The 12,618-nt window shown below is 67.2% G+C and carries 7 protein-coding genes; 2 read left to right on the top strand and 5 right to left on the bottom strand.

What is annotated here, in order from left to right:
• Positions 1–121: 121 nt before the first annotated feature.
• The 3 genes from ABIC65_RS17435 to ABIC65_RS17425 are packed head-to-tail and all read right to left on the bottom strand — an operon-like array spanning position 122 to position 5,835.
• The gene (locus ABIC65_RS17435; RefSeq protein ID WP_354310370.1) at positions 122–1,516 is read right to left on the bottom strand and encodes an efflux transporter outer membrane subunit; all 1,395 of its coding nucleotides are present in this window, start codon (positions 1,514–1,516) and stop codon (positions 122–124) included.
• Entirely contained in the window at positions 1,503–2,645 is a 1,143-nt protein-coding gene (locus ABIC65_RS17430) for an efflux RND transporter periplasmic adaptor subunit (protein WP_354310369.1), read from the bottom strand. Before ABIC65_RS17430 ends, ABIC65_RS17435 begins: the two co-directional genes overlap by 14 nt.
• Positions 2,638–5,835 (bottom strand): efflux RND transporter permease subunit, encoded by a 3,198-nt coding sequence (locus ABIC65_RS17425; protein WP_354310368.1) that lies wholly within the window; start codon positions 5,833–5,835, stop codon positions 2,638–2,640. The genes ABIC65_RS17430 and ABIC65_RS17425 overlap by 8 nt, the downstream gene beginning before the upstream one ends.
• 178 nt (positions 5,836–6,013) lie before the next feature.
• On the opposite strand from ABIC65_RS17425, the gene ABIC65_RS17420 reads away from it, so the two are divergent.
• Positions 6,014–6,910: a LysR family transcriptional regulator gene (locus ABIC65_RS17420; protein ID WP_354310366.1), complete on the top strand. Its 897-nt coding sequence runs from the start codon at positions 6,014–6,016 to the stop codon at positions 6,908–6,910.
• Between the two features lie 88 nt (positions 6,911–6,998).
• Here the strand turns inward: ABIC65_RS17420 and ABIC65_RS17415 are convergent, their stop codons facing one another.
• Together ABIC65_RS17415 and ABIC65_RS17410 are read right to left on the bottom strand one after the other, a co-directional pair.
• Positions 6,999–8,495: an MFS transporter gene (locus ABIC65_RS17415; RefSeq protein ID WP_354310365.1), complete on the bottom strand. Its 1,497-nt coding sequence runs from the start codon at positions 8,493–8,495 to the stop codon at positions 6,999–7,001.
• Positions 8,492–9,520 carry a LacI family DNA-binding transcriptional regulator gene (locus ABIC65_RS17410; RefSeq protein WP_354310363.1) on the bottom strand — a complete coding sequence of 343 codons (1,029 nt, stop codon included), beginning with the start codon at positions 9,518–9,520 and terminating at the stop codon, positions 8,492–8,494. The genes ABIC65_RS17415 and ABIC65_RS17410 overlap by 4 nt, the downstream gene beginning before the upstream one ends.
• A gap of 263 nt (positions 9,521–9,783) precedes the next feature.
• On the opposite strand from ABIC65_RS17410, the gene ABIC65_RS17405 reads away from it, so the two are divergent.
• Entirely contained in the window at positions 9,784–12,600 is a 2,817-nt protein-coding gene (locus ABIC65_RS17405; protein ID WP_354310362.1) for a TonB-dependent receptor, read from the top strand.
• Positions 12,601–12,618: the final 18 nt, after the last annotated feature.

The raw sequence follows: 12,618 nt of genomic DNA, 5'->3' as shown, positions 1-12,618 counted from the left end.
GTCTGATCACCTTGCGCGTTGCAGCGCGGAGCCGCCGCCCACGCCCGCAATGCGTTGGAGGTGCGGGTGGCCAGCCACCAATCTATTTACAAGCGTAGCTGGAAGGACAAGCCCCGGCGACCTAGTAAAGCCCACCCAGGGCGCGGACCGTGTCGGTCGCCACCGCCAGTTGCCTGGCACGTATCACCAGCAACGCGCGCTCCGCATCGAGCGCGGCCGTCTGGGCGATCGTCACCTCGAGGAAATCGGCGGCGCCATCCCGATAGCGCGTCATCGCCAGGTCCCGCGTGCGCTCGGCAGCCGCCGCCGCGTCGCGCTGGTTGCGTTCCTGGTCGATCAGGTGGCGGCCGGCGGCGAGGTCGTCCTCCACCTCGCGGAAGGCGGTCAGCACGGTCTCGCGATAGGTGGCGGCGGCCTCGTCATATTGGGCGCGCGAGATGCGGATATTGGCGCGCCGAGCGCCGCCGTCGAAGATCGACAGCGCAGCCGAGAGCGGGCCGAGCGCCCAGAAGCTGTTGTCGCTGCGCAACAGGCTGCCGCTCGCCGCCTCGAAGCCGCCAGCGCCGCCCAGCGTCACCGTTGGGAACAGCGCCGCGCGCGCGACGCCGATCTGCGCGTTGGCGGCGGCGACGCGGCGCTCGGCGGCGGCGATGTCGGGGCGCCGTTCGAGCAGGGTCGAGGGCAGCGTCGCCGGGATGGCCGGCGGGGCGACCAGCGTGTCGACCACGGGCAAGGAGAAGGTCGACGGGCTCTCGCCGATCAGCACCGCGATGGCGTGCTCGTCGGCGGCACGATCGGCCGCGACCGCGTCGAGTTCGGCCTTGGCGCCGGCCAGCTGGCTCCGCGCCCGGCTGACGTCGATGCCCGAGGCGATACCGCCGTCGTGGCGGGTATCGGTCAGGTCATAGGCGCGCTGGAACGCCGTCACCGTCTCCCGCAGCAGCACGACCCGCGCATCGAGCCCGCGCAGGTCGAAATAGAGGCTGGCGAGCCGCGCCTGAAGTCCCAGCCGCACGCCCGCGACGTCCGAAGCGCTCGCCTCAGCATTGGCCTGGTTTGCCTTCACCGTGTTGCGGATGCGGCCGAATAGGTCGAGCTCGTAGCTGAGCGAGGCGCCGATCTGCGTGTTGGTGTAGGTCGCAGCCCGCCCTTGCGAGGCGGGGCGCGCGGCGGAGACGCGGTCGCGCTCGAGATCGGCGCCGACACCGATTTCCGGCATCAGCTCCGACCGGCTTCGCCGCACCAGCGCCTGGGCCTGGTCATAGCGCGCGACGGCAGCGGCAAGGTTGGGGCTGCCGGCTTCGATCCGCCGCTCCAGCGCGTTGAGCGTCTGGTCGCCGAAAATCTCCCACCAGTTGCCCGCGGCCGGCACGTTGGTCCCGGCGGTCTGCCACGCGCCGCCTTCCTTGTAGGCGGGCGCGGCCACGACCTCGGGCCGATGATAGTCGGGCGCCATCGAGCAGGCGGAAAGGCCGAGCGCCGTGGCCGCGACCAGCGCGCCCTTAGCGATGCGCATTGGCGAGCACCTTGACCGGGTCGCCGGTCTGTAGCGAGTCGGGCGGGTTGTCGATCACGCGGTCGTTGGGCGACAGGCCGGCGATCACCTCCACCACCTTGCCCTCGTCGCGGCCGAGCGTGACGGTGCGGAGCTGTGCCTTGCCGTCGCTGCCCAGCACCGCGACCTGGGTGCCCTTGGACCCGATGATCAGCGCGCTCGGCGGCAGGGTGACGGCGTTGCCGCCGCCCTTGAGCGGGAAGCTCGCCTGCGCATAGGAACCCGGTTTCAGCGCGCGGTCGCCATTGGGCGCCTGCACCTCGACCAGCACCGTGCCCGATGCGGGATCGATGGCATCGGCGGTGCGGGTCAGCGTCGCCTTGAAGCTTCGGTCGGGGAATTCCGGGAGCGAAAGGTCGACTTCCATGCCCGGGTGGATCTGCTGCGAATAGGCCTGCGGCACCTTAACATAGGCGCGGATCCGGCTGACATCGGCAACGGTGAACAGCGGCGTGGAACTGGCATTGCCCGCCACGACCAGTGCACCGATCTGGGTCGAGCGGCTGGTGACGACGCCGTCGAACGGCGCGACCAGCCGGGTGAAGCCGGTCAAAGCCTGCAGCCGCGCGACATTCGCGCGCGCGGCGTTGGTGAGCGCGGACTTGGCGGCGAGATCGCCCTGCTTCTCGTCGGCTTCCTGCTTCGACACCGCGTCCTTGGCGAGCATCGCGCTCCACCGCGTCGCCGTCGTCTGGGCGAGCTGCTGGTTGGCGCGGGCGGTCTGCAGGTCGGCGCGGGCGGCGGCGAGCTGCTGCTCGACATCGGGGGCGTCGAGGATCGCCAGCACCTGGCCGCGTCGCACCGGATCGCCCAGATCGACAAGCCAGCGGCGAACATAGCCGGTGGTGCGCGCATAGATCGGCGCGCTGTTGAGCGCCTGCAGGTTCGCCGGCAGGCGCAGCGCGTCGCTCGTCGCGGCGAGCGTGGGGTGGATCACGCTGACGCTCGGCACCGCCTGCTCGGCGGTCCAGGCGGCGAGGTTGCGCTCCGAATTGGCCCGCGTCACGATGCCGGTGGCGACCGCACCGATCGCGACGAACCCCGCGACGGCCGCGGTGATTTTGAGCCGGCTGTTGCCGTTCTCAGACATGGGATTCCTCCAGTGGAATGGGGCCGCGATCGGCGGGGGCAGCGCCTGCCTTGCGCTTGTGGACGAGGCTGAAGATGACGGGGACGAACATCAGCGTCGCGAAGGTGGCGACGATCAGGCCGCCGATCACCGCGCGGCCCAGCGGGGCATTCTGCTCGCCGCCCTCGCCGAAGCCGATCGCCATGGGCAGCATGCCGATGATCATCGCCAGCGCGGTCATCAGCACCGGGCGGAAGCGGACCAGGCCGGCCTCCAGTGCGGCGGCGGTGGCATCACCCAGTTCCGCCAGCCGCTCGCGGGCGAAGCTGACCACCAGGATCGAGTTGGCGGTCGCCACGCCCATGCACATGATCGCGCCGGTCAGCGCCGGCACCGACAGGGTGGTGCCGGTGGTGAACAGCATCCAGATGATGCCCGCGATCGCGCCCGGCAGCGCGGTGATGATCACGAACGGATCGAGCCAGCTCTGGAAGTTCACCACGGTGAGCAGGTAGATCAGCACCACCGCGCCGATCAGCCCGAAGCCCAGGCCGTAAAAGGCGCTGTTCATCGTCGCATATTGGCCGCGCATGGTGACGGTGACGCCCTTGGGCGCCTCGCCCTTCAGTCCCTCGAGCACCTTGCCGATATCGGCCGAGACCGCGCCCAGATCGCGCCCGTTCGGCGTCGCGAAGATGTCGACCACGGGATTGATGTTGTAGTGCGAGATCACCGCGGCGCCGTTGCTGCGCTCGATAGCGCCGATGCCGCCGAGCACCTGGCTGCCCCCGCCGCTCGCGCCCGTGACGGGCAGGTTGGCGAGATCGCTGATCGAGCCGACGCGATATTCCGGCGTCTGCGCGACCACCGCATAGGACACGCCGTTCTCCGGGTTCAGGTAGAAGACCGGCGCGGTCTGCGAGGTGCCGGCGAGCGAGCTGGCGACGCTGGTGGTCACGTCGCGCTCGGTCAGGCCGAACTGGCCGATGCGGCTACGATCGACGTTCACGTCGAGCTGCGGATAGCGCGACGATTGCTGGATGCGCGCGTCCGCCACGCCGCCGATCGTGCTGATCCGGCGGAGGATCTTGCGGGCATAGGCGGCATTGGCATCGGCATCGCGGCCCGAGACCTGGATGTCGATCGGCGCGGGCGCGCCGAAATTGAGGATCTGGCTGGTGATGTCCGCCGGCAGGAAGGCGAACTGGGTGCCCGGATAGGCCTTGGGGAGCAGCTCGCGCAGCTTCTTCACATAGTCGGCGGTGGGGGCGTGGTCTTTGGTCAGCTGGATCAGGATGTCGCCGTCCTGCGGGCCGACGGTGCCGGAGTTGTTATAGGTTGTGTTGATCGCGCTGACCGGCAGGCCGATATTGTCGACCAGCGAGACCAGCTCGTCGGCCGGGATCACGCCGCGGATGGTGCGCTCGATCCGGTCGAACTGTGCGGACGTATCCTCGATGCGCGAGCCGACCGGTGCGCGGACGTGGATCGCCATCGCGCCGGCATCGACGTTCGGGAAGAAATTCTGCCCGAGCAGCGGCACCAGGAACAAGGTCACCGCAATCACGAGGATGAAGGCGAGGATGAACGGCCGCGGCGTGGCGAGCGCCTTTTCCAGCAGCCCGCCATAGCCGGTGCGGATCTTCTCGAAGCGATGCTCGAACCCGCGCTGGAAACGCACCAGCGGGTTGCGCGAGCCGGGCGTGCCCGCTTCATGGCCATGCCCCGGCGCATGCGGCTTGAGCAGGAACATCGCCATGGTCGGCACCAGCGTGCGCGACAGCAGGAACGACGCGATCATCGCGAACACCACGGAGAGCGCCAGCGGCACGAACAGGAAGCCGGCGATGCCGGGCAGGAAGAACATCGGCACGAACACGATGCAGATGCAGAGCAGCGAGACGAAGGCCGGCGTGACGATCTGCGCCGCGCCGTCGAGGATCGCGTCCCGCACCGACTTGCCCTGTTCGAGGTGCCAGTTGATGTTCTCGATCGTCACCGTCGCGTCGTCGACCAGGATGCCGACGGCGAGGCTGAGCCCGCCCAGCGTCATGATGTTGAGCGTGTTGCCGGTCGCCGACAGCGCGATGATCGCCGCCAGGATCGCCAGCGGGATAGAGATCGCGATGATCACGGTCGAGCGCCACGAGCCGAGGAACAGCAGGATCATCAGCGAGGTGAGCCCGGCGGCGATCACGCCTTCCTTGATCACGCCTTCCACCGCCGCCTTCACGAACAGCGACTGGTCACCGATCGGCGCAACCTTCAGGCCGGGCAGCGTCGCGGTGGCCTTGGGCAGCGCGTCCTTGATGCCCTGGACGATCGCCAGCGTCGAGGTCGCGCCGCTCTTGAGCACGGTCATCAGCACCGAGCGCGCGCCGTCGACATGGACGACATTGGTCTGCGGCGCGGAGCCGTCGCGGACATGGGCGACGTCGCGCATGTAGATGGTCGCGCCGTTGACCACCTTGACCGGCAGCGCGTTCAGCTCCTCGATCGATCCCGGCGCGTTGTTGAGCTTGATGCTGTACTGATAGCCGCCGATCTTGGCGAAGCCGGCAGGATTGATCTGGTTCTGCGCGGCGATCGCGTTGCCGACGTCCTGCGCGGACAACCCCTTGGACTGCAGCGCCTGCGGATCGAGATCGATCTGGATCTGGCGCTGGCGCCCGCCCGAGGGATAGGGAATGGCGGCGCCCGGCACGGTGACGAGCGGCGGCCGCACCTGGTTCTGCGCGGTATCGAACAGCTGACCCTCGGACATGCCCTTGCCCGACAACGCGAGCTGCAGGATCGGCACGGTCGAGGCGTTGTAGTTGAGGATCAGCGGCGGGGTGATGCCCGGCGGCAGCTGGCGCAGCACGGTCTGCGAGATCGACGTCACCTGCGCGGTGGCGGTGCGGATGTCGGCGCCGGGCTGGAAATAGATCTTCACCACGCCGATGCCCTGCATCGACTGGCTTTCGACATGGTCGATGTCGTTCACCGTCGTGGTCAGCACGCGCTCGAACGGCGTGACGATCCGCCCCGACATCTCGTCCGGTGACAGGCCGCTATACTGCCAGGCCACTGCGATCACCGGCACGCGGATGTCCGGGAAGATGTCCACCGGGGTCCGGATGGCGGCGAGCACGCCGAGGATCAGGATCAGGATGGCCATGACGATGAAGGTCAGCGGCCGCGTGAGCGCGACTCGGACGATCCCGATCAAGCGCGGCCCCGCGCGACGGAATGGGCAGAAAGGTGAGCGGCCAGGCGCATCAGGGAAACTCCGGATTGACAGTGCGGCGCTGCTTCCGGTTCGCAGTCGCAGCATTTCCCTGCGCCTGGCCAACCTTCCGGGTCCAATATTGTTTGCGGCATGATCGATATCGCTTATGTATCGATGCATGGAACTACGCCATCTGCGTTACTTCGTCGGCGTTGCCGAGGAACTGCACTTCGCCCGTGCCGCCGCACGGCTCGGCATTTCGCAGCCGCCGCTCAGCCAGCAGATCGGCCAGCTCGAGGCGGAATTGGGCGTCCGCCTGTTCGAGCGGACCAGCCGCAGCGTGCAGCTGACCAGCGCCGGGCTCGCCTTCCTGCCCGCTGCGCGGGCGACGCTGGAGCAGGCCGAACGGGCGATCAATATCGCGCACCGGGCGGCCCGGGGCGAACTGGGTGAGCTCAATCTCGGCTTCAATGCCTCCGCCCCGTTCGTGCCGATGATCGCGCGGTCGATCTTCGCGTTCCGGCAGGCCTTCCCCGACGTGAAGCTGAACCTCACCGAGGTCGCCGGCTCGGCGCAGCTGACCGCGCTGGCCGACCATGCGCTCGACGCCTGCTTCGTCCGCAGCAAGTGCAGGCCGGAGATGGGCGACGGCGTTGCGGTGACGCCGATTCTGCGCGAACGCCTGTTCGTGGCGCTGCGCCCCGATCACCCGCTCGCCGACAAGGAGGTCACGCTGCGCGATCTCGCCGGCGAGCCGATGATCGTCTATGCGCGCGAGCACGGTGCCACCTTTACCGACGAGCTGCTGGGCATGCTGCGCGGCGTCGGCGTCGAGCCGCGCATCGAGCATCGGGTTCGGGAAGTCTCCACGCTGCTCGGTATGGCGGCAGCGGGCGTGGGTATTGCCGTCGTCGCCGAATCGCTCTGTGCGCTGCAATCGGCCAGGCTGGCCTACCGGCCCCTAGGTGATCCGGAATCCATAACGTCGATTTGGCTTGTTCACCTTTCCGAAGGCGCCAGCCTTCCGTGCCGAAACTTTCTCGATATCGTGACCAAGGAATCTCTGACGCTTTGATTTTCAATCGGCATCATCATCGTGTCGCAGAGTTCGCCCATCCGCTCCTCGACTTGCTCGGAGATCAAGCACGGCGACGGGAAATAGCCTACTCCCGCGACAGCGCCGCCACCCGCAGCATCGCCAGCGCCGCGAGCAGCAGCGTCCCGCTCGCGAACGCCATGGTCCAGATCAGCTCACCGGGGAAGAAGCGGTTCATGATCGAGCCCATGACCGTGGCGACCAGCAGCTGCGGCACCACCACGAAAACGTTGAACAACCCCATATAGATGCCGAGCTTGGCCTGGGGCAGGCTGGAGGCGAGGATCGCATACGGCATGGCCAGGATCGACGCCCAGGCGATGCCGATGCCGATCTCGCTGGCGATCAGCCACGCCGGATCGCGCACCAGGAAGAAGCTCGCATAGCCCGCCGCCCCGCACAGCAGCCCGAAGATGTGCGTGCGCGCCTTGCCGAAGCGTGCGGAGAGCAAGGGCAGCAACGTCAGCGCCGCCACCGCTGCCACGCCGTTATAGGTGGCGAAAAGCACGTCCACCCAATTGGCGCCTTCCTGATAGCCCGCGCTCTTCGGATCGGGCGAGCCATAGAAGGCGCCCGCGACGATCGGCGTGGTGTTGATCCACATGATGAACAGTGCGGACCAGCTGAAGAACTGCGCCACCGCCAGGCGCTTCATCAGCACCGGCATGCCGGCGAAGTCGCCGACGATATGGCCGAGCATGCTGGCCCGCCCTGCCCGCGCCCGCAGAATCGCGACGATCTGCGCGAGACCATAGGCAGCAAGCAAGCCGCCCAGCAGATAGACTTCCTTCTCCAGCCGGAGCTGCGCTACGGCCAGCACGACCAGCGCACCCGCGACGATCCAGGGCAGGCCCGCCGCCGGATGCCGCGCCGCGAGCAGTCGCACCGACGCTGCTTCGTCAGAGGCCGCGGGGCCGTCGAACGCCGCCATTTCCGCCGGGCTGTATTCGCGTGTGGTCAGCACGGTCCACAGTACCGAGCAGAACAGCGCCGCGCCGCCGAACCAGAAGGCGTATTTGACCGTGTCCGGCACGCCGTGCGCAACCGCGGCATTGGAGACGCCGAGATGCTCGAGCGCCCAGGGGAAGATCGACCCCAGCACCGCGCCCATCCCGATGAACGCGGTCTGCACCGCATAGCCGGCGCTGTGCTGGTCCTTGCGCAGCATGTCGCCGACAAAGGCGCGGAACGGCTCCATCGAGATGTTGAGCGAGGCGTCGAGTATCCAGAGCAGCCCTGCCGCGAACCACAGCGCCGGACTTTCCGGCATCAACAGTAGCGCGAGCGCGGCGAGGATCGCGCCGCCGAGGAAGTACGGACGTCTCCGCCCGAGCCGCCCCAGCCAGGTCTTGTCGCTGAGGTGCCCGATGACCGGCTGGACCAGCAGGCCGGTCAGCGGGGCCGCCACCCACAACGCGGGCAGGTCGTCCAGCCGCGTGCCGAGCGACTGGAAGATCCGGCTCATGTTGGCATTCTGCAGCGCGAAGCCGATCTGGATCCCGAAGAAACCAAAACTGATGTTCCACAGGCCGACGAAGGACTGGCGGGGTTTCTCCACGCTCATGCCCCGCACGATTTGCGGACGATCAGCTTGGTGGGCAGCAGTGCCGGGCCGACGGGCTTTTCGCGTATCCGTCCGATCAACGTCTCCACCAGCGTGCGGCCGGCAAGCCGGGCGTCCTGCATGACGGTGGTGAGCGGCGGGCTCGCTGAGCTGGCCGCGGGAATATCGTCGAAACCGATCACCGAAACATCCTCTGGAATGCGCTTGCCCGCGGCCTGGAGCACCCGCATCGCGCCGATCGCGATCAGGTCGCTCGCCGCGAGAATCGCGTCGAAGTGCGCGCCGCCGTCGAGCAGCGCCTGCGCCGCGGCCGCCCCGGAATCCTCCGTGGTGATCGCATCGATCTGCAGCGCGGGGTCGACAGAGAGCCCCGCCCCGGCCAGCGCTTCGGCATGGCCGCGATAGCGCTCGTGAAACTCGGGATAGTGGCTCGACGCCGTACCCAAAAATGCAATTCGCTTGCGGCCGAGCCCGAGCAGATGCCGCGTGGCCTCGCCGCCGCCGCCGCGATTGTCGCAGCCGATGGTCAGCCCCGCGCCCTCGGCCAGCACCGATCCCCAGCGAACGAAATGCGTGCCGGCATCCCGCAGTGCCTTGAGCCGCGCGCGGTACAGCTCGAAATCGCCATAGCCGAGCAGGATCAGCCCGTCGGCCTTGCGCGCATCCTCGTAATCGGTGTGCCAGTCGCTGGAGAGCTGCTGGAAGCTGATCAGCAGATCGTGATTATGCTCGGCACAGGTTCGGATGATCGATCCCAGCATCGAGTGGAAGAAGGGATTGATCAGCGAATCGTCCGAGGTCGGATCCTCGAAGAACAATAGCGCCAGCGTCTGCGAGTGCCGCGTACGGAGATTGGAGGCCGCCTTGTCGACGCGGTAGTTCAACTGCTTGGCGATCGACTCGATACGCAGGCGGGTCGCCGGGTTTACGCCCGACTCGCCACGCAGCGCGCGCGAAACCGTTGGCTGCGAGACGCCTGCCAGCTGCGCGATATCGAATGATGTAGGCTTGCGCTGCATGCCCATGCTGGTCCTCTCCCGGCGTGCGGTCGTTTTCACCGCATCGCATATTATGCATGGGCGGGATCGGCACCCCCCGTCAATCTACGGATGGTGCCAAAAGGCCATAGCGGGTCCGAAACGGGCCTGAATACGTATGTGAGCGGCTGGCCTCCATACCCCCTTTTGCAAGATTGAATGCAGCACTGCGCAGATCCGGCGCATCCCGCATGGGGCGGGCATTCATCCGGCCACCCAAGAGCCGGGGTAGAGACAGATTGGGGAGAGACATGTTGCTCAGCACGTTCCGCGGCCGTCGTGCCGCCCGCATCGCCCTCGGCGCCAGCGCCGCCGCGATCGCCTTCAGCTTCACCACTGCCGCCTTCGCGCAGGACAGCGGCACCCCCGCCGCCGATGCGCAGGATAGCGGCCCCGGCGAGATCGTCGTCACCGGCTTCCGCGCCGCGCTCGCCAGTTCGGCGAACATCAAGCGCAACAACACGATGATCGTGGACTCGGTTTCGTCCGAAGACATCGGCAAGCTGCCCGACGTCTCGATCGCGGACTCGCTGGCGCGCATCCCCGGCGTCACCGCCCAGCGCCTCGAAGGTCGCGACCAGCGCCTGTCGATCCGCGGCCTCGGCCCCGACTTCTCCACCACGCTGCTCAACGGACGCGAGCAGGTGACCGTCGGCGACAATCGCGGTGTCGAGTTCGACCAGTATCCCTCGGAGTTCTTCAAGAACGTAAACGTCTACAAGTCGGCGGACGCGTCGCTGATCGCCGCCGGCATCGCGGGCACGGTCGACCTGCGCATGCTGCGCCCGCTCGCCCAGTCGCAGCGCACCTTCGTCGTTGCCGCACGCGGCCAGATGAACGAGCAAAAGAAGCTCAATCCGGACGGCACCCGCTACGGTTATCGCGCGTCGGCGACCTATGTCGACAAATTCGCGAACGATACGCTGGGCATCGCGATCGGCGTCTCCGCGCAGAACACGCCGACCCAGATCGAGCGCTACGCCGCCTGGGGCTTCCCGGCCGAGTCCAACGCCGGCAACAACCTCTTCCTCGGCGGCGCCAAGCCCTATGTGCAGTCGAACCTGCTCAAGCGCTATGGCGGCGTGGCGACGGTGGAGTGGGAGCCGAGCGAGAACTTCCATTCGACCTTCGACGGCCTCTATTCGCACTTCGAGGAAACGCAGCGCCTGCGCGGCATCGAGTTCCCGATCGCGCCGGCCTACGGCTCGAACGCGACGATCCAGCCGGGTTACACCGTCCAGAACGGGCTGGTCACGAGCGCGACGATCTCCAACGTCGTCGCCGTGCAGCGCAACGATTACAACAAGCGCAAGGCCGAGAACATCTCGCTGGGCTGGAACAACGACTTCAAGCTGAGCGACAGCATTCACTTCGTCGTCGATGCCAGCTGGAGCCACGCCACCCGCACCGACTTCCTGCTCGAGACCTATTCGGGCACCGGCTATAATCAGTCCGGCGTCAAGGACACGATCAAGATCAACCAGAATGCGAACGGCACCTACAGCATCGTGCCGACGCTGGACTATACCAACACGGGCGTGATCAGCCTCACCGATCCGCGCGGCTGGGGCTATAACGGCACCCAGTCGGTGGTGCAGGCCGGCTTCCTCAACCGCCCGGATTTCGAGGACGACCTCAAGTCGCTGCGCGCCAGCTTCAACGGCGAGTTCAGCGACAGCATCATCAAGAGCTGGGAAATCGGCGGCAACTTCAGCCGTCGCGAGAAGCAGAGCCGCTACACCTCCTACTTCCTCTGCCCGCCGGGCGCGGGCACCGGCTGCACCATCGCCAGCGGCACCCCGACCAGCTTCCCCGTCCCCTCGGACGCGGTACTCGGCGAGCAGGTTGCGCTCGCCTATCTCGGCGTGCCGAAGATGCTGACCTATGATCCGCTCAAGGTTTACGGCCTGCTGCGGCCGGTGTTCGACAACCGCCCGGGCTCGCTGGTGCGCGACAACACCGTCACCGAGAAGGTATATACCGGCTATGCCAAGCTGACGATCGACGGCACGGTCGGCGGCAAGTCGCTCAAGGGCACGCTGGGCCTGCAAGTGGTGCATACCGACCAGGGCTCGGCGGGTGCGATCGCGGCGCTGAACGGCGGCGTGGTGACCGTGGCGCCGGTCGCGGACAGCACCAAGTACACCAACTTCCTGCCCTCGGCGACGTTCAGCCTCGAACTCGTCCCCACCTTCTACGTGAAGATGGGCGCGGCGCAGACGATGGTGCGCCCGCGCCTCGACCAGGAGCGCATCACCCAGGCGGTGAACGTCGACCTGTCGAAGCTCGGCCTTGGCAGCCTGCCGCAGAACAGCCCGTTCAGCTCGGACGGCGGCAACTTCCGCCTGCGCCCGTACCAGTCGACCAACATCGATATCTCGCTGGAAAAGTATCTGCGCGGCGGCGGCTATCTCTCGGTGGCCGGCTTCTACAAGCACCTGACCGACTTCGTCGATCCGAACAACAGCACGCTGTACGACTTCTCGGCGCTGCTGAGTGCCCTGCCCCCCGCGGCCCAGGCGATCGTGCGGGCGCAGAATGCGCAGTTCGGTCTGGTGAAGACCCCGGACAATACCGGCCGCGGCGACATCCTGGGCGTGGAAGCCACCGCATCGGTGCCGTTCAGCATGTTCGCCAACGCGCTCGACGGGTTCGGCATCTTCGCCAGCGGCTCCTATGTCGACAGCCGCGTCGTCTATGGCAGCAACCCGAACACGCCGGTCACCCTGCCCGGCCAGTCCAAGTGGATCGCCACCGGCACCGCCTATTACGAGAAGAACGGCTTCCAGGCGCGCGCCACCTATCGCTGGCGTGACAGCTTCCTCGCGGAGCTGGCCGGCCTCTCGGCAAATCCGGAGTTCCGCACCGGCAAGTCCGAAGGCGTGCTGGATGCGCAGATCGGCTATGAGTTCCAGACCGGTCCGCTGAAGGGTCTGGCGATCCTGGCGCAGGCCAAGAACCTCACCGATGCGCCGTTCATCACCACCGAGGCGGGCGATACCCGGCTGGTGCGCGAATATCAGCGCTACGGCCGCGATTATTATCTCGGCATCACGTACAAGTTCTAAAGTACGGCGGCCCGGTCT

Source organism: Sphingomonas trueperi (assembly GCF_040545665.1).
Classification (GTDB): Bacteria; Pseudomonadota; Alphaproteobacteria; order Sphingomonadales; family Sphingomonadaceae; genus Sphingomonas; species Sphingomonas trueperi_B.
This window is presented reverse-complemented; position numbering and strand designations above follow the sequence as displayed.